Raw genomic sequence first — 18,602 nt, 5'->3', positions numbered from 1 at the left:
TATCAACAGAATTAAAGTACTGAAATATGCCCTCAAAACATATCCCATTGATAATCGAAATCATAGATAATATTATTCAGCTTGATGATAAGGAGGGAAGGTATATAGATCGCCAGATACTTAAAATTCTGATCTTGCTGCAGATATTTGATGTATCTTACAGATCTTCGATTATATTCCACTTCAAACATAGGAATATCTTGCCCTGATAGGCAGGTATTGCAATATACAAGGAGATCCAAAAAGGAAATAGCATACTCATTTCTGATGGGATTTAAGAAATATTTTATACAATATTCTGAAATGCTAAGATATAATAAAGACTTATCAATGACAATAATATGAATGAGTTTAAAATTTTGAGTATAATCCCAATTAGTGCAGGCATACCCTTAACTGAAACCGAGCCAAAACAGAAATGGTTGGAAGAATGGAGTAAACAATTATTCGTGAAAGTATCTATTGATAGCGAATATGGTTGGGGAGAAGTACTACCAGCGGCATTTAACTCTCCTGCTCTTTATGCAGATATAGTAAAGCGATTGGAACCTTCCTTGAATGGGATGGAAATTTCAGAACCAGGCATAATATGGGAAAAACTTAGAAAATTAACCTTTTCTGGGGGTTATGGTCCTGTGATTGGAGCGATATCTGGTGTTGATATTGCGTTATGGGATTTAAAGGCAAAATTATCGAAGCTTTATTTGGGCGATATATTTGGAAAAAATGAACAAAAAATAGCCAGATATGCTTCTCTTTCTAGATATGCGAATTATGAAGCAGTAATTAGAGCCTCCAAGAATATCGTTGAATCTGGATTTAAGGCAATAAAGTTGCATCAGACAAAAGACGATACTCTCGAAAGCGTTAAAAGATTCAGAGAAGAGATCGGTTATGGAGTAGATCTGATGGTGGATCTGAACTGCGCCATGAACATTGACGAGGCGATCAAATTCGCAAACTCTGTTCAGAGGTATGAATTGAAATGGGTCGAAGAACCAATCTGGCCGCCTGATGATTTGGCTTCATTAAAGAAGATAAATGACATAGTTCCAGTAGCTGCTGGAGAAAACTTCTTCGATTTTTTTAAATTTGAAGATGCGGTTCATCTGGAGGCTCTAACCTATTATCAGCCCGACGTCACCAAAGTTGGAGGTTTAACCCCTACCCTTAAAATATTGGATCTTCTGAAGAAAAATCATGAGCAGGTTGCATTTCATAACAGACCGCACAATGGCTGGATAGGTATCTTCGCGAGCATAGCTGCAGCCAGAATGAATGGCGTTGATGCCCTTATTGAAACACCTCCAAATGGCGTACCATCGCAATATTTTAGGTATAACGCCATGATCACTAGTGAAGTGATCGCTCCAAACGGTGTTGGTCTTAGCATTGAGCCGATAGAGCCACTTCCACAGCCAAAAGATGAGAAAATTTTAATTTTTCATGACTAGTAATATAGTTTAGGTATTATATATTTTTTTGTATATTCCCAAACATCTGTTTCGTGATTAAACATAAGGGATCTTGCCTTATCTGCATCTTTATTTTTTATTGCTTCAAATATTCCGAAGTGCTCTTTGTATTCATCCTCTCTCCTTTCAATGCTTGTAAAGAGCGTAACTCTGACAATCCTTAATTTTAATCTCATTGAGTTCACGCAGGATTCGATATACTTGTTTCCTGAGGCCTTCGCAATGAGGGAATGGAATTTTCCATTGAGGTTTGCGAGTTCAATTGGATCGGTCTCCCCATTGACGTCCTTAAGTTTTGTTATTATATTTTCCATCTGTTTTAATTCCTGCCTTTGCATTCTTTGAGCTGCGAGGAATGCCGCTATGGATTCTAATTCCCTTCTAGCTTCGAATATCTGATCGATCTCCTCAGGTTCTATAAACGATACAAAGTAAGACTTTCCATTTTTTTTAACCACTTCTTCATTTTCTAGGGATATGATGGCCTCCCTTATCGGAGTTTTGCTGACGTTGAAGACGTCTTTTATCTTATTTTCATCTATAATCTGCCCCATCCTTAACCTGCCTGAGACTATTTCATCAATGATATAACTATAAATTTTTTTTGATAATATAACATTTTCTTGCATTATAAAAGGATATGTATTTAAAAAATATAAGTTTAACTAAACGGATCAGGCCGATATGTAAAGCTTCGTAAGAGCAAATTCATAGTGCTTCAGCACTTCATTTGAAGTCAGCTTTCCAGATGCGGTCTCCAGAAGGAGGTTATACAGCTTGTCTCCAGCATCTTTGAGTGTATATTCGAACTTCAACAGACCAGAAAGGTCAAGATCTATATGCTCGGCCATGTTTTTTGCAGTCTTCGGGTTCGCCGTAGTCTTTATCACAGGTAAGATGTGGTTTCCAACGATGTTGCCTTGGCCGGTTGTGAACAGGTGAACAACTGCACCTGCCGCTGCAAAAAGCGTAACGGCTTCAGCGGCCGCAGAGGATGTATTCATAAAGTTCAATCCTTTACTTTTTGGCTCTTCGGCGTAATCTAATACACCCGTTATCTTCTTGGTCCCAGCTTTTTGTATGTTTCCTAGAGCTTTCTCCTCTATTGTACTCAATCCTCCTTTTATGTTTCCTTCGGTAGGCTGTGATCCGAGAAGATCTACACCCTGCGATTTTATGACGTCCTGATAATCATTGAATATCTTCATGAATTTATCCTTTAGTTCGTTGTTCGCCATCTTCTCTGCGATGTACTTCTCTGCGCCGGTTAACTCACTTGTCTCTCCAAAAATCACTGTTGCACCTTCGTCAACTAGCCTGTCGAATACAACGCCTACAGTTGGATTGCTAGCGAGTCCAGAAGTGGTGTCGGATTCACCGCATTTTGTACTAACTATTAGATTCGAAACATCGAATTCCTTCCTTGTCTTTGTGGACGATTCTTGGGCCATTTCCTTGGCGAGCCTTGATGCTTTCTCTATCGCCTTTAGATCGCCGCTACCCTCTATACTAACAGTTTCAACATGCTTCCCAGTTTGCGAGATCTGGTCAGCGATTCTGTTAGTCCAGTTGTCCTCTATGCCTACGACTATTGCAGACGCTACATTTGGATTCCTGCCATACCCTGCCAGGGTTCTGAACGTCAGATCAAGATCTGCACCAAACTGAAGTCTGCCATAGGGATGAAGTATTGCCCTTGTACCGAATATGTTGTTCTCAACCGCAGCGGCCACCGTGTTTGAGAGATCGTCAACTGGAATAATCAATACATGATTTCTTGTCCCTATCCTGCCATTCTCCCTTTCATAACCCATAAACGTGCTGCTCATTATTACCACCTCAACGATTTTATATTGTGTATATGCACATGTTCTCCCCTTTTGATATCCTTTGTGGCTGCGCCAATCACTTCTCCGTATTCAATGACGTTTTCGCCTTTCTTGATATCCTTTAGGGATATTTTATGGCCTAGAGGTATAACCTCTGCCGTAGTTATTTTAGTTTTTTCATTGTTATCCAAAAATGCCACTTGTATCTCTTCTCCTTCCTTTAGATCATCAGTTGCAACGGCAACTGAGTCATTTTTAGCATGCGCTAAGGCCTTTACTTCCATAAGCATGCTATTAGATTGACATATTTAAGCATTTCTAATAAAGAATTTTATTAAAAATGACTATAACGAAATATGTACAAACAATATACACAAAATAAAATAGGCGTCAAAATGATGAAACTTTATAATTTAAAAAAGACATGATGGGTTAATACTACTTTATTCCTATAAAGCTACATATTATGCTAAGCTCAATTCATTAAAATTAATAATTGTATATAATTTCTGTATCAATGATAGATCTTCAAAGCTTCACTTACTTTATTTTTTATTTCATGATCCTGCTAAAATGCTGATATAAGATATTATAATATATGTTAGTTTTCATTATAAAATGTAAACAGTAATTATTAATAAAATCTCTTAAGCGTCAAATATTTATATTGGTAATCCATGATATCCTCAATGACTGAATCATGGGAGGAATTAAAAGAAAGAGCTTATGGCCCAATGGACAAACAAAAATCAAAATGGTTCAACTATAAAATGCTATTATTGACTGGAGGTGGCATATTCGTTGATGGATACAATATAGTCATCATATCCTTCGGTTTAGCAGGAATAGAAACACTGTTCGGTCTACAACACAATGCTTTTTTAGTTGGGCTCATAGGAATATCGGTGATTATAGGGAATTTAGTAGGAGCCTTGCTTTCAGGTTATTTTGTCGACAAGGTCGGAAGGCGAACGATATTTATAATTGATCTTATATTATTTGTATTTTTTGCAATAATATCCGGGCTAGTGACAAATGCATACGAACTCGTAGTAGCGCGCCTCTTGGTAGGTTTAGGAATAGGATTAGATTATCCAATAGCCACTTCATATCTCAGTGAATATACCCCAATTAATCCAAGGGGAAAATTCTTGGTCATGAATATAACATTCTTCAATATTGCAGGAGTTGTTGCAGCTATAGTTGGATACTCACTCTTGCCATTGGGTGCAACGATTGCCTGGAGATATATGTTAATGTCTGCTGCAGTTCCAGCCGCCATTACAATAGCTGGAAGAATACGAACTCCAGAATCTCCAAGATGGTTACTTGAGCATGGAAGGAAAAAAGAAGCTATACAGGCCATTGAAAGAGTAACAGAGAGCACCTTGCCAGATGATACCCAAAAATTCATAATGGATTCCAACGTAAAACCACCGGTATCAGGCTATTATAAAGAGCTTCTTACGAAATATACTAAAAGTGCAATTTTCATAGGTCTTTTCTATTTCTTCTTCGCAATTGCATTTGTAAACGCCTCTTTGTATGGGCCTTCAATCCTTGCATCCTTTGGAGAAGCTGGTCTTATCGGTTCTTCATTATATTGGTTGCTTTTCGTCGTAGGAGACATCATCTGTATACTAGTAATCGATTCATTTGGTCGAAGAAATTCTACGCTAACAGGCTGGGCTGGTATGCTGATAACTATGATAATCTTAGCCTTCGCTCCATCAAATCTAAAATTACTTTCTCTTGGTGCATTTATACTATTTGCAATGTTCCAGGGTATAGGGCCTGGTAGTCTTCATATGGTATATTCTCCAGAGCTCTTTCCAACCAGAATCAGAGCCACTGCGGAGGGATGGAAACAAGGTATAGGTAGATTAGGTGGAGTGCTTACAGGTCTGTTCTTCCCAAGTCTGGTGATAGGAGATAAGCTGTTAATATTAATTCTAACCTCTATAGCTGGACTTGTATTATCAATACTGATGGCTCCAGAAACTAAGAGAAAAGGGCTGGAAGAGATTTCAGAAAAAGACATAAACCTTCAGATATAATTTAATATAATTTTTGAGAATTGCTATTCGACGCGTAGTTTTCCATTTTTTATTTACGCTTAAGAAGACCTACTCGGGACATGTCCGTGATAGCGTCCTGGCATTTATATAATTCCATTAGGGATCGGAGAGACCATTGCTAGTTCAATTCCCTGCAGATAGCTTATTTTCATTACGCTTTTCTCAGATGATAGTGAAAGTATGTTTTGATCCTTCTCCTGATCTCCCTGTTCATTCGTTCGATCAGATTTGTGAAATGTATCAGTCTTCTGATCACTTCTGGATGCTCGTAGTATTTCAAAAACTATCGTGAGGACAAGGTTTCCAAGACCTACCTACAGTATCGTAAACATCGCGAAAGATAGATCATATCGACCGCCACCCCTTCATAGCATGCATAGAGGGAATATGGATCCAAATCTATAACTAGGATCCTATAATTAAATGATCAGGATATTATTAATAGAAATGCTATATTATTCCAGATATCCTCCTTTAGACCTCCTGAAGCTTTTGAAAGGCTCGAGGAAAATGGAGGAGATGAGGTAATGCTGTTCTGCGGCCTTCAAACCCTCAATCATTCACCATCTAAGATATATATAAGCTCACTCTTCACCTATTCATGGAAGCCCATGCATGAGGCCATAGAATTCTATCACAGGCAGTTTCCAGGCGTGCCTATATATGTGGGCGGCATATACGCCAGCCTGATGCCGGAACACATAAGGGCGTCCTTCCCGTTCGTAAAGATGCATGTGGGCTTTTACCCAGAGGCAGAGAACCTGATCTCCGCCTACCACCTCCTGCAGCAGGTGGAAAAGTGGAGATCATGGGACAGGTCCATAGTGTTCACTTCACGCGGGTGCATAAGGAAGTGCCCATTCTGCGTTGTCCCGAAGGTGGAGGGTGGAATGAGGGACCAGAAGCCGTCAATAATCGACCTCATGCACCCATCGCACAGGAAGGTTACGATATGGGACAACAACTTCCTCGCATCGCCCTACGCCAAGTCCATGCTCAGGGAGCTCATTGACCATGGCATAGAAGCGGACTTCAACCAGGGTCTTGATGCTAGGCTTATCGATGAGGAAACCGCAGGGCTCCTGGCCGATGTAAAATCGAAGAGCATACACATGGCCTACGACTGGCCATGGGAGGGGCCATACGTGAAGAAGGCCATCGACCTTCTAGGCGAAGCAGGCTACAGGAAGAAGGATCTGATATTCTACATGCTTTACAACTTCTGGGACGAGATCCATAAGAAGGGGGATACGCCGGAGGATTTCCTTTTGAGGCTAAAGAACCTGATGAGATGGGGCGCGTCCGCCTATCCCATGAGGTTCATACCGCTCGATGCGCTCACCAGGACAGGTTACGTATCGCCACTGTGGACGCCGGAAAAGCTGGAGATGATAGCGGATGTCAGGAGAGTCCTCGGCTTTGCGGGGACGTGGGTGCCGTACAGGGCACTGGCTGACAAGTTCATCTACTACCCGCAGATCGCGCATTTACCTCGATATATTTTAAAGAGTTCATTCCTCAGCTCTGCCTGGTATGGCCTGCCATCAGCGGTAGATATTGAATGGACTGGTCCATTAACCTCAGAAGGATATCGGATGTCCAAGGGGGCGAATTCCTCTATTTGTCCGGATATCGTTGAGCCCTCGATGCTATCAATGTATTTCGTAGTCTCGAACGGAGAAATGCCACAATCCAATAACGAGGGTGGGTTGGCAAAGAAAACTGGATCCCGGAGTACAAAGCATGTTATCTTGCCATCATTCCTGTCCGAGGCCTCCCATCCGTCTTTCTTCAGCAGGCTTAAGAGTGTCTCCAGATCCGGAGCACCGTTTCCCTGGCCGAACATAGCCCAGGCCTCAGCTGGAGTCAGCCTCTCCAATCTAACGTAGTTGCCGTATCCCTCGATCCTCTGCTTCTCAGTTTTGAAAAAGAAAGGCATACCTTCATAAGGGTAATCAAGTATGGTTGTCCTTGTGCTCCAAAAATTTATGTTTCTAATTTTAGAATCTTTTAGGGACTTGATCCAGCCTAAGTCGGTATGACACAATATGCCGTATTTCTTCTTAGAATCGGAAGTATCTGGAGGCGTTTCGCCCCTATATCTTATACATGCCCTGGAACTGCAATATGCCCCATATGCCGTGCTTATGCGGATCGTATTCCTCGACCACTCCTTTGGCCGTCCTATAGAGGAAATCATACTTCTCCCTCGCTGAACTCACTTCCTTTTGATTTTCCGGATAGTCCACCCTAGATGGTAAGTTGACACTAGCAGAATTGATTTGATCTTGTATAGAATCATGGTTCTGATCCGACCACTTGCTTAGTACGTAATTGATTATAGCCGAATTGCTGCAGGGGCATTTTATAAAGCGAACTGCTTCCTTTATCATATCGTAGAGTGTTGGCATATCAGTATTAAGTCACAGGGGCTATTATTTTTTGGCATAATGCCCAAGTGTTAACATAAAGTATAGCCAAGCATAGCTTGAAAAACGCGATAAGCTGGACTGGAGCACTTTCAAAATAGGTTCGAAAGCGAGGGATAATGCGCGGCAGGCCATAACTCTCTATAAACAACATCCTGCTGACTTCCTAAAAACGTGCAGTAATGCATTATCAAATGAAGATTTTTAATATCATTGTTGATCTATTCTCATGGTTAAATACCTTACAATGGAAGATGAAAGAAGACTGCTGTTATCGTATTTTTATGTATTCTCTAATCCGCATTATGGCGGGGATCCATTCCTGTTACACGAGTGTCAAAGGTTAGGTTCACAATACTGCAAAAGATTTAACGATAGAGGGATGGATAGCGAGTACAATGAACTGAACAACGACACACTCATCTCAGAGATTATAAGTAGAGTTGATGAAGATACCTTTCTCTCCTATTTTAATTCTCATAAGGAAAATATTAAGTGCCATCGTGATTTCTTCGGCAGGTATTATACGCTACTTTGCAAGGAAAAGGTGCTAGAGAACTCCTCAGTTTGGTATAAAAAGCGGGAGGAAATAGAAAATATCCTATCCAAGTATCCAGGAGATGCAATCAAAGTACTCTCTGCGATCTATTATGTCAGCGTGGAAAAGGGCACAAGATTTAAAAATTATTATATGGTAAAGACAGAGGCAGAGAGTTTAGGTTTTTCAGGCAAGAACTGGTTCAAAATACTTTCGGAGCTGCAGTTGGCAGGAATAATACCATCATATGACTATAAAGACCTTGAGATACACGAAGAGATCGCCCCATTGATAGGAGAAATACTTAATCGTTGAGCTGGAGGATTGATCATCAGAAGCACGCCAATTATTTATGCAATGGCTATCCCGATCATCTCTAAGGAAAAGTTTCAGGCATATTTAAGGCGTATCCATGTAGGGCGTTTCTTGTAATCGAAGTCAAGATACCCCAAGCAAAAATTGATTTAATTTTTGACTAGATGTTTATAAACGCAGTCAAGAGATTCTAAATATGGCCTCATGTACTTCTCGTACCACTCCTCGATGGTAGGCTCTGACTTTGGATCGCCGTGGGCGTAAGGGTTCAACTCTCTATAAATTTTATAATTCAAAAGATCTCCAAAAAACTCCTTCTTTCTTGAATCGAATACTTTCATTACGCAATTGTTAATTTCATTAAATGCATCCGTATCCAGGTGCCATTTCAGGTATTTGAGCATACTATCTTTGTTAAACCTAACATGAATGCTCCATATCGCGGCTAGGTTTTTACCGCAATAATCGCAGAGTGGGAGGTCGCTTTCATTGTTTTTATCTGCGCCTAAATCCCATTCGAAAGTTAATTTCCTCAAATCGTTCTTAATTTCTTCCGTCATTTCACCGCTGATTTGTAATAAACTCTTCAGATCTTCTATTAATTCGCCTTCACACTTCTCACAAGCCTTATACGTGTATTGTTCGTCACTAATTAGCGACCTGAAGAAGTTTTCTGGCTTGGTAATCTCTATACCTAGTTCTTTAAAAGTATTTCCATGCTTTTTCAATATTTCTAAGGATATGTCAGTTATCGCTTTTCGCATGATGTTTCCGAAAGCGTTTTGCTCTTTTGGTTCAATTTCTTCTTGATTTATGTCAAATACATCGAAAAATCTCTGAAGACACAGATTAGTTGCTTCATTGATTTTGTTTTTCAGCATGAACCCATTTTCTTCTTCCCCGACACCAATTTTACTTATTATCACATCGTCCAAACTTATTTCCTTTAATAGGTGATAGTAAGGTGAGTCCAATTGCCCAAGGGGGTTAAAGTCTTCGATCGAAGACGGCTTCCAGATTACGGATGAAAACAAAGATGTGATAAAAATATCGATACTGGATCTGATAGCAGCCAAGGACTCCCCTATATACCCTTCCCCTGCAAGTTTTATGGCTGTGGCGGAATATCCCAGGATGTCCGCAGAAAAAGACAGAAATGGATCATATTTTGTTAGGAGTATTTCGTTCTTCTCAACGCCACTACGAAGAGCTATATAACTTTCCATCGTTGAATACAAATCTTTTATGGCATTTTCTATTCCTAATTCATTTGGGAACGGAATTCCAAAGATTTGATAAAAACTATCTATGTTTCCGCCTCTGTCCATCCATAAGAGCAGGTTGTTTATTGCCTTGTCAACCATTTGCTTGCAGACTCCTCTATATGTTATATATTTTGGTTATTTATAGTAATCTTAATTAAACTGCTTTCTAATAAGTCCCTCGCAAAGGAAAGCTCCTATTATTATCAATTAAAATTCTAAGGCTTTTCTTGTGACCTGATAGTGATTCCATTTCCCTTTTCTATCCTGACAAAAATAAAACTTTCCATGATTATCGTGTTCGAAATCATTCTGAAAATAAACCACAAAATCGTAACCAATCCATTGATGGTCTTCAAGTCTTTAGTATTCCATAATCAAAATAAATTTAGAAATTTCTCTAACCTAGAAAATTTGCCAGGAAACGCATCCAGTATCGACTTGTATAAGGATTTCTCATCCTTAAAACTGTAAAGAGATTCATGGATTCTTTCAAATTTCTCATCTTTCCTGTATTCCAATGGAATCTTTATTCGAAGGTCTGCCCAATTATCGGTGGTAAATTCCCTGCCGTTGAAGTCGGTATATTTCGTGAATTCTTCATATAGCTTGATAAATGGTATTTCAACAAACCTTGGTGCAGGTAAAGCAATGCAGTATATGAGCGAAGTTTCTATGCCTGTATTGGTTAAGGTTAATAATCTGTTAAGCTGTGATCTTTCGAACTCTATCCTATAATCAACCTTAGGGCCATATTGACTCTTAACCTCGCTGACTATTAGCCTATGATCTTCAATTCTAAGAAGCTCCAAAATATTAGAAGATATGAGATCTGAGACGGCCAATAGTATAATTTTTTTATTGAATAGCTTTTTATTATCCTTGAAAGAAAAGTTTCTCCTAATGAGTTCTGCATAAGTTTGATTATAATACCCATTATTGCCCTTTAGAACCAATCTTACTCTTTCGCTTAATTCCCCTGTATTTATTTCTAGAATATTAATGAGGAACTTCAATTGGTTCAGGTCCTCATCATTCAAATCAAGGCCCCATTCAAATGCATAACTGTGTGCATGATACATAGTGAAAATCCCCTTCGTTGTCAAATGCCTTCCAATTAAATTTTCCATATAGAAGCCAAAGGGCTGCCTGAATTTTTGTTTAAGAGTCCTATCCATAACTTATATCTCAATGAGTTATGGTACAAATATTATCGGATCATCATTTTTGAATGATCGAAAAGAATAGTAGATTCCTGTATTCTCTGAAGCAAAACCTCTAAACCGCTCAATTTTTACCGTAGCGTCCCAGATTTTATGTATGCTCAAGGATACTCCCTCTGGAACATGTCCGTGATAGTGTCCTGGCATTTATAGAATCCCTTTATGGATCGGAGAGACCATTTTTCGTTTAATACGCTATACTGAGGTATATTATCTTCATGGCGCTCTCTTCTGAATGAAGTGAATCGATTATCTCTATCCTTCTACGTATCTCCTTGTTCATCCTCTCGATTATGTTCGTTGAATGTATTACACAAAATTCAGGACACTATCAAATATTAAGATTTTTCAACACACCATAAACCTTTTATTAGCCATGTTCATGAATATGTGGGTAAGATATTGCGTACCCTAACACTTGCAGTTGCGGTTGTGGTAGCACTCGTGATTTTGGGGTTCGGTCTTGCTCAGCAGGGCTTTCAGCGTTCGGGAACCCTGAATAACTTTTCCGGGGAGGCACTTCTAGGCAGCCATTCAATGCCATATTCCAGCAAGTCGAGGTTGCTGAACCTCTCCTCCGATGCGCTGAGTGAGAGTGATCCATCGGGATACCCGATATACAACTCATCCACCGTTCTGGCCTCACTGCCGCCCGTTATACCGAACACGCAGCCAGTAGTGGTTAGGCTTGTGCATGACTTCGTGGTGTACAGGAACAACACCTCTGTGCCTACGAGCAGGGCAGCAATCTCTGGCTCTTTCATTGCTCCGCAGAGCCCAACGGGATGGGCCCTCATACTCCTCAAATTCAATGGCAGCGCCTCAGGCATCGTGTACGACTCTGGGTATTCGTTCAACGTGGACAACAACACGCTCCTCTGGGGTACATCACCTGAATATGGCAACTGGACTGTTTACAAGAACCTGACACTGTACGAGGCCCTCTTCACCGGCAAGGTATACTGGCAGTGGAACTCTCCAGGCACGATAGTGCAGGGGCGCTTCGAGAGCAACATAACCCTTTACTTCTACCCTGCGGACGCACAGTTCCCGGCACCCAAGGAACCGAACCTGATCATACCGATCCTGCCGAGCATGTCGTCGTTCGATTACCACCTAACGCCGTCTAAGCCATACGTCACCTCTGAGGTGAAAGTGCCGAAAGATGTGTACAGGGCAGAGATACAGATATGGCTCTACGGCTTTTCCTCCCAGGAGTTCTGGTACGCCAACGAGCCTTCCTTCAACATGCTCTTCGTGAACGTCTCCAGCAGGGCCGTGGCGTCTGTGCTGCCATTCCCATACATCAACACGGGCGGCATCGACCTCTTTGCCTGGAGGCCGGTGACTGGTGCCTTCACACTCCATGACAGGTTCTACTTCGAGGATGTTACTGGAGACCTAGGGTTCATAGAAGGAACGCATGAGTGGAACTTCAGCATGCCAGATCTCGCTTACCCGTACTTTGTGGTGACAGCCTCGCTGCTCCTGTACACCAGCCCGAATGCGTCTCCCGCGACGCCCGGCCCCTATCACTTCAGCATGTCTCCTGTGAGGACGGTGCAGGTGGGGATTCCAGGCGTTTCGCAGCAGGCTTACTTCAACCAGTCGATGGACTACTCGTACAGTTCTACATCCGTTTTCCGCATGGACGGCAGGCTGACCATTGCAACTGACATCGCGTCGGGGTCGTTCATGAACAACCAGAGCCTGACGCCCATATGGGAGAACCTCACGCAGAGCGAGAGGATGCAGTTCGTCAATATTGTATGGTTTGGACACTACAGCAGCATCTCGTTCGTGCAGTATAACTTCCCGCTTAGGATGGACACGCTGTTCGAGATACAGATCACCAAGACTACCAACGGTGGATATCCGATGTACGGGTTCGCGACGTTTGGCCTTACGGATCTGCTGCAATCATGGCAGCAGGTCAGCCTTTCGAACCATATGATCACAACCATAGAGAACACAGTGACTAGTAACGATTCCTTCGTCACCTCGCAGCTTGAACTTATAAGCCCAACTGGAGGCCTCCTTGGTGCGGTATCGCACGCCTCCGGGTTCACATCCAAGGATCTAAGGGTTTCTGTGAGGTCAGTTTCGTCAGGTATAGTGCACGGCTACGAGCATAAGATAGTGGCTGGTAGCAGTGACCTATACGGCCCGGACTACATACAGCCGATCCTATATGAGAGGCTCATAATTGTGCTAAATGATTACATTATATCACAACACTAATTAATCCTCGCCCGTCGCAGATGGCACAGATGTCGCAAATAGTCAAAAATATTTTTATTGTGATATATTTATTAAAATTTTTTATAAACTGACCAGATGTTAGGATTTTTTCAACACACGACAAAAATGTTATTTTTTACTTTCAGGTTGTTTCTTTCAGAAGGATTATTTGGTATGAAGGATCTCCTAAACTGCATCGTGCGTCTTTTTTAGATATTTCATTTCGTAAAAATAGTCAGCGAAGTGCATGGAATTGCTTATGATATTATTCTGATCGCATCATTTCATCAGACCAGCGGAGATTTCGTTGATCGGCCACCTTGCGTTGTTCATCACGCGGTCGATATTTTCCTTGTCAAGGTCCTTGCCTTCGGCCTTTGCCTGGTCAAGCCATCCCTTGATGTACGCCGCGGAATCCTCACGGAAGTCGAATCCGAAGTGCGCCCGGACAAGGTAAGTCGAAAGCTCCGCTTCAGCCTCGGCAATGCTTCTCGTAATGTCCTTCCTGTACAGGTGTTCGAGCCTCGCATGCGACATCTCATGGATCAGCGTGTGCAGGGCGTTTATGTCTTCACCGGGCACCTTCATGACCACGATCCTCTGGCCCTCTCCGGAATGCGCTGTGTACCCCCTTGCATCCCTTACCGGCGATTCGACGACTTCGTAATGCTCCTTTGCTATTCCTTTAAGAACGCTGTACAGCGATGATGCCCTGATTTCCTCCTCAACGGGCATCTCCTTCCCTGGAATCGGCATGGTCTGCGAGATGTCGTAAACCTTGCCCGTGCCGAATACATGCGTTACACCTCCGCCTGAAAGATTGAACTTCTCCCTGACGAGTTCTTCGATTGCCTCATCGCTCAGGCCTTCCTTCCTCTTCTCCTCGATGAACTCCTTGACACGGCCCGGTGAGGCCTTGCTTGAAATGCCTATTGGTTTACGGGTCTTGCGATTTCGTAATCACCATAATGAACGTTATTTCACATCATTTTTATAGAATATACAATTCATTAATCATGCGCCCGGTAATAATCGAAAGTGAAGACGTCAAGATTGGCCTGATAGTGAAAGAGGATCTTCAGCGTCTGTACGAGATATTCAACAATCCAAAGGGTGCCAGGTTCATCCGAGATCCAACCCAGATATTTTTCCCTGAGGATCTTGATGAATTCTATGACAGTTTACGTAAAAACAAGGAAAAAACTAGGATCTATGCCATTCTGTACGGGAAAGCCGCGGATTTCATTGGCACAATCGGCCTCTACGACATCGACACGAAAAACAGCTATGCCTACATTGCGTTTGGCATAGACCAGAAATATTGGGGCAGAGGCATTACAACAAAGGCGGTATCGCTAATGATGAAATACGCTTTCGACACCATGCACCTGCGCAAGCTGATCAGCAGCGTATTTGAACCAAACGTGGCGTCCAGGAAAGTTCTAGAGAAAAACGGTTTCGAAGAGGTAGGCCGTTACCGAAGGCAGGGCTACGTTCCTGGCTACGGCTTTGCAGACGAAGTCCTTTTCGAGAGGTTCAACGAGAAGATAATATACATTTGATCAGAAGAGCGTTCGGTTTATCCTTGCATTTTCCTTTACATAATCTTCGTCTTCGCTGTTGCATTCCACGCCGTATTCCTCGCAGATCCTCCGTATCCTTGGCCCGATCGCATCCATGTCAGGCGCGGCCGGCCTTATGCCCCCTTCTATCATGAGGCTGGCGGATTTCGGATAAAACGAATAAGCGTCGAATATCACACGTGATCCAGTGTCAGATGCAATCCTGACCACGCCCTCGATGTCCGCATCCGAATCGTTGAAGCCCTTTATTATCGGCCCGAAAAAAATCCACGTACGTATGCCGGCAGCTGACAGCGCGGACAGAGCTCTGTGCCTTGCCTCAGGACTCGGGCTCTGCGTTTCAATGGCCCTGGCCTTGTCCGGCGATGCTGTGGTTATGGTCATGCCGACGTCAACCATCGGCCTGTACTTCGATATCAGATCCAGATCCCTTGCTACCAGCGGCGATTTTGTCTGGATCGATACACGGAACCCCTCTCTGAGCAGTATCTCGATCGATCGCCGGGTGATCCTGTATCTGAATTCTACGGGCTGATATGGATCCGTAATGGTGGATATCCCTACTATGCCCCTTCGCCTGTGCGGAATTTCGCGCTTCAGAACTTCTATAATGTTCTTTTTCACCATGACAGTGGACCCCCAATCCTGTGTTGCTCTGGCATCCTTGGTCATATCCATTGCATAGCAGTAAAGGCATCTGTGCATGCAACCCAGATACGGGTTCAGGCTGTAATCCAGCTCTTTCAGGCCTGAATTCTGCAGCGCCGTCTTCACTTCTATTTCGATCACATTCATAGGCTGAAGAACCTCTCGAGATTGTTGTACTTCAGCGTCTTGTACACGTAAGAATTAGATTTCCATTTTTCCGGCGGTACTCTCATCCATTCAGATACGTAGTTCATGGCTTCATCGATGGTATCGAACACCTCCGGCTTCTGTGCGAATAGCCTCCGCATATTCTCCCTGACGAACCATACTCCGACAGGAATGTTGAAGCCCGGGTATATCTCCCTCCAGGTTATCGCACCACCGCTTCTGCCCAGCTTCTTGAAAGCCTCGCCCACTGCCACCCTGCTGGAATAGTAGCATCCACCGATATCAGGATAAGTTTTCCTGCCGTTGTAGCCCTCGTAATCAATCTCCACCTCCGCCTGGTTTCCCCACATGTTCCATGTGCTGCCCGGGAACCAGGACTCTCCCCATTCATAGATCCAGTTCGATGGCGTCAGTATGGCCATGAAGTAGTTTCCGTTCACCCTCATCCTGTACGCTAGGAATTTATCTATTGTGGGCCTCTGCTTAGCTTCCTCTATGAGATCGTCGGATATCATGCTGTCCACTGCGGTTATCGACCACCTTGTTGGCACGATCTTCCTGTTCTTTCCTTCGCCCATGATGCCAACACTGAGTGATTGCGATATTCGTTCGATGTCTATGCCGTTTTCATACAGTTTCATCACAGCATCCTTTGCCTTCATGTCCGTATCGTAGTAGACCTTCTCTATGTGCTGTTCAGTTCCTGACGGGTCCAGGCTGAAGGTCTTCATGGGTGATGCAGGGCCCATTGGCGTCACATGATCGTCAATCTCGATCTTCGAGGTGTCTATGGGCCTCTCAAGCAGTATGTCCACATCAACGGAACCCTTTGAGAGTGATATCTCCTGTATCCTCTGGAGCAGCGCATCTGGATCGACCGCTGCATCCACGGCAAACTCCCTGGATCCCCTTAGCATGGACAGCCTGGCTGATATGAACTCTTCCAGCGGCATGTCCAGCCATGATGCGCTGACTGAGAGATTGCTGGTATCGCCCCTGATCGGCGGTGCAGATGGATATACGGAGACCTTTGGGTAGCCATAGCGGCCCACAAAAACCGAAGGTGGCGATGATCCATCGATCTCCTTTATGTTACTCCTGCCGCTGATCTTCGATCTCGTTATCATCTCTATCTCTATGGGGCAGTATGAGAGTCCGCACAGCCTCTTTGCCCCCCTGCACCTCATGCAGAGCGAAGCGGGTATGCTCATCTTTGCCTTAACAGGCATATGGTTAATCAATGCCAGGGGATATTTAAGGTTAAAGATTCTCCTGCAATATATATAATACATATGGATATCGATCTGATATATAATATATAGAAAAATATGATATATCCAGAGATCATTGTAAGCTGATGACAGAAAACAACGGAGGTCTGGACGCTATAAATGAGGCTATCAACACGTCTCATGGTAGTTTCCATCTGAAGACCGTTCTTATATCCGGATTGGGCTTCTTTACGGATGCCTACGATCTATTCATAATCGGTGTGGTCGTTTCTCTGCTTTCGCTGGCAGGCTGGACGACCGTGGACACTTTCTACAAGGGTCTCATAAGCTCAACTGCGCTAATATCTGCAGTCATAGGAGCCATAATCTTCGGCAGGCTCCTCGATTACCTGGGCAGGAAGAGAGTCTACGGGCTTGAGCTGGCGATCCTTATAGTCGGTGCCTTGGGCAGCGCTTTCCTGACGCCTTACAACAACGTTATAGCCTTAATAGCGTGGAGGTTCATCCTGGGTATAGGTATCGGCGGCGATTACGCCACTAGCTCAACCATAATAGCAGAGTATTCGAATACCAAGAGCAGGGGCAAGCTCATAGGCAGTGTATTCTCAATGCAGAGCTTTGGACTGGTTGCAGGCCCATTGGTAGCGCTTGCGTTCATGCTTCACGGTATTCCGCCGGCAATAACCTGGAAGGCCCTGCTGGCCATAGGGGCCATACCGGCAGCAATCGTGATATACTTCAGGCTGAAGATGCCCGAGCCGCCTAGATACACGGCAGCAGCAAAGGGAGACGTACACAAGGCTGCAAAGGATCTCAAGGAGTACACCGGAATACATGTTGAAGTATCATCCAAGGATAAATACGTTGTGAAGGCCAAATGGACCGCACTTTTCAAGGACAGGACTTTTCTCCTTACGCTGATCGGTACCATGGGTGCCTGGTTCATGATGGACTGGGCGCTGTACGGCAACTCGATAATGTCATCGACGATACTTTCCGCACTTGTACCATCCACGATTAAAGGCCTTCCAGCTCTGATAAGATCCACAGAATACACCCTGTTGATATTTGCTGGTGCAGCATTCCCTGGCTACTGGATAGCAACTTCAGTGCTGGATAAGATAGGCAGGAAGACCATACAGCTCATTGGATTCGCAGTTATGGCACTTTCGTATGCACTAATTGCGATAGGCTACCACTCGATAATAGGCAACATAAGCATGTTCCTGGCGCTGTACGGGCTCAGCTATTTCTTCATAGAGTTCGGGCCAAACGTCACCACGTTCGTGTATCCGCCCGAGGTGTTTCCGGTCACAACAAGGGGGCTTGGAACAGGTATGTCGGCGGCAGGAGGCAAGATAGGCGCATTCATCGGTACCTTTGCCGATGCGATAATACTCGGCACAGATGCGTCTGCGCATCTACCATTCCTGTTCTCGCTCCTCGCCGTATTCGCAGTTATAGGTTTCGCACTGACGCTGGTATTGCTTCCTGAGACAAAGGGAAGGAATCTTGAGGACACGTCAGGTGAGAAGAGGTATACGGTAAAGGCCTGAAAATACGAATTAAATTTTATATTAT

18 protein-coding genes are annotated in these 18,602 nt (G+C 43.4%); 7 read left to right on the top strand and 11 right to left on the bottom strand.

Going from position 1 to position 18,602, the window contains the following annotated elements; translation table 11 throughout:
• Positions 1-341: 341 nt before the first annotated feature.
• Positions 342-1,454, top strand: a complete 1,113-nt coding sequence (locus TA_RS07210) for a mandelate racemase/muconate lactonizing enzyme family protein (protein ID WP_052295736.1) — start codon at positions 342-344, stop codon at positions 1,452-1,454.
• Here TA_RS07210 and TA_RS07205 read toward each other — a convergent pair.
• Genes TA_RS07205 through TA_RS07195 form a run of 3 tightly spaced genes read right to left on the bottom strand, consistent with a single transcriptional unit; the run spans position 1,451 to position 3,594 of the window.
• Positions 1,451-2,104: a GntR family transcriptional regulator gene (locus tag TA_RS07205; RefSeq protein ID WP_010901799.1), complete on the bottom strand. Its 654-nt coding sequence runs from the start codon at positions 2,102-2,104 to the stop codon at positions 1,451-1,453. The two genes, TA_RS07210 and TA_RS07205, sit on opposite strands and share 4 nt — an antisense overlap.
• 45 nt (positions 2,105-2,149) lie before the next feature.
• Entirely contained in the window at positions 2,150-3,304 is a 1,155-nt protein-coding gene (locus tag TA_RS07200) for a UxaA family hydrolase (RefSeq protein ID WP_048162113.1), read from the bottom strand.
• 2 nt (positions 3,305-3,306) lie between these two features.
• Entirely contained in the window at positions 3,307-3,594 is a 288-nt protein-coding gene (locus TA_RS07195; protein WP_010901797.1) for a UxaA family hydrolase, read from the bottom strand.
• Between the two features lie 399 nt (positions 3,595-3,993).
• Between TA_RS07195 and TA_RS07190 the strand changes: the two genes are divergently transcribed.
• Positions 3,994-5,361, top strand: a complete 1,368-nt coding sequence (locus TA_RS07190) for an MFS transporter (protein WP_156778550.1) — start codon at positions 3,994-3,996, stop codon at positions 5,359-5,361.
• A gap of 172 nt (positions 5,362-5,533) precedes the next feature.
• Here TA_RS07190 and TA_RS08455 read toward each other — a convergent pair whose 3' ends face one another.
• Positions 5,534-5,638 (bottom strand): hypothetical protein, encoded by a 105-nt coding sequence (locus tag TA_RS08455; RefSeq protein ID WP_394295372.1) that lies wholly within the window; start codon positions 5,636-5,638, stop codon positions 5,534-5,536.
• 271 nt (positions 5,639-5,909) lie between these two features.
• Between TA_RS08455 and TA_RS07185 the strand changes: the two genes are divergently transcribed.
• The gene (locus tag TA_RS07185; RefSeq protein ID WP_156778548.1) at positions 5,910-7,271 is read left to right on the top strand and encodes a B12-binding domain-containing radical SAM protein; all 1,362 of its coding nucleotides are present in this window, start codon (positions 5,910-5,912) and stop codon (positions 7,269-7,271) included.
• A gap of 207 nt (positions 7,272-7,478) precedes the next feature.
• Here TA_RS07185 and TA_RS07180 read toward each other — a convergent pair whose 3' ends face one another.
• Positions 7,479-7,793 (bottom strand): DUF7669 domain-containing protein, encoded by a 315-nt coding sequence (locus TA_RS07180; protein WP_156778547.1) that lies wholly within the window; start codon positions 7,791-7,793, stop codon positions 7,479-7,481.
• Positions 7,794-8,040: 247 nt separating this feature from the next.
• Between TA_RS07180 and TA_RS07175 the strand changes: the two genes are divergently transcribed.
• Entirely contained in the window at positions 8,041-8,664 is a 624-nt protein-coding gene (locus TA_RS07175) for a hypothetical protein (protein WP_048162107.1), read from the top strand.
• 149 nt (positions 8,665-8,813) lie between these two features.
• Here the strand turns inward: TA_RS07175 and TA_RS07170 are convergent, their stop codons facing one another.
• The 3 genes from TA_RS07170 to TA_RS08165 all read right to left on the bottom strand — a co-directional run bounded on the left by TA_RS07170 (position 8,814) and on the right by TA_RS08165 (position 11,432).
• Positions 8,814-10,028: a hypothetical protein gene (locus tag TA_RS07170; protein ID WP_048162106.1), complete on the bottom strand. Its 1,215-nt coding sequence runs from the start codon at positions 10,026-10,028 to the stop codon at positions 8,814-8,816.
• A gap of 275 nt (positions 10,029-10,303) precedes the next feature.
• A complete protein-coding gene (locus TA_RS07165; RefSeq protein WP_010901791.1) occupies positions 10,304-11,104 on the bottom strand; it encodes a hypothetical protein in 801 nt (266 codons plus the stop codon).
• A 232-nt stretch (positions 11,105-11,336) separates the two neighbouring features.
• A complete protein-coding gene (locus TA_RS08165; protein WP_156778546.1) occupies positions 11,337-11,432 on the bottom strand; it encodes a hypothetical protein in 96 nt (31 codons plus the stop codon).
• A gap of 119 nt (positions 11,433-11,551) precedes the next feature.
• On the opposite strand from TA_RS08165, the gene TA_RS07155 reads away from it, so the two are divergent.
• The gene (locus TA_RS07155) at positions 11,552-13,390 is read left to right on the top strand and encodes a peptide-N4-asparagine amidase (protein WP_162053269.1); all 1,839 of its coding nucleotides are present in this window, start codon (positions 11,552-11,554) and stop codon (positions 13,388-13,390) included.
• 279 nt (positions 13,391-13,669) lie between these two features.
• Here TA_RS07155 and TA_RS07150 read toward each other — a convergent pair whose 3' ends face one another.
• Entirely contained in the window at positions 13,670-14,146 is a 477-nt protein-coding gene (locus TA_RS07150) for a hypothetical protein (protein WP_010901789.1), read from the bottom strand.
• A gap of 260 nt (positions 14,147-14,406) precedes the next feature.
• On the opposite strand from TA_RS07150, the gene TA_RS07145 reads away from it, so the two are divergent.
• Positions 14,407-14,952, top strand: a complete 546-nt coding sequence (locus TA_RS07145) for a GNAT family N-acetyltransferase (RefSeq protein ID WP_010901788.1) — start codon at positions 14,407-14,409, stop codon at positions 14,950-14,952.
• On the opposite strand, the gene TA_RS07140 is transcribed toward TA_RS07145, so the two are convergent.
• Together TA_RS07140 and TA_RS07135 are read right to left on the bottom strand one after the other, a co-directional pair.
• Positions 14,953-15,768: an SPL family radical SAM protein gene (locus TA_RS07140; protein ID WP_048162103.1), complete on the bottom strand. Its 816-nt coding sequence runs from the start codon at positions 15,766-15,768 to the stop codon at positions 14,953-14,955.
• Complete coding sequence (locus TA_RS07135) at positions 15,765-17,018, bottom strand: Nre family DNA repair protein (protein WP_241761833.1); 1,254 nt, start codon at positions 17,016-17,018, stop codon at positions 15,765-15,767. The genes TA_RS07140 and TA_RS07135 overlap by 4 nt, the downstream gene beginning before the upstream one ends.
• 128 nt (positions 17,019-17,146) lie before the next feature.
• On the opposite strand from TA_RS07135, the gene TA_RS07130 reads away from it, so the two are divergent.
• Complete coding sequence (locus TA_RS07130) at positions 17,147-18,577, top strand: MFS transporter (RefSeq protein WP_010901785.1); 1,431 nt, start codon at positions 17,147-17,149, stop codon at positions 18,575-18,577.
• Positions 18,578-18,602: the final 25 nt, after the last annotated feature.

Origin of the sequence: Thermoplasma acidophilum DSM 1728 (assembly GCF_000195915.1) — an archaeon.
GTDB lineage: Archaea > Thermoplasmatota > Thermoplasmata > Thermoplasmatales > Thermoplasmataceae > Thermoplasma > Thermoplasma acidophilum.
This window is presented reverse-complemented; position numbering and strand designations above follow the sequence as displayed.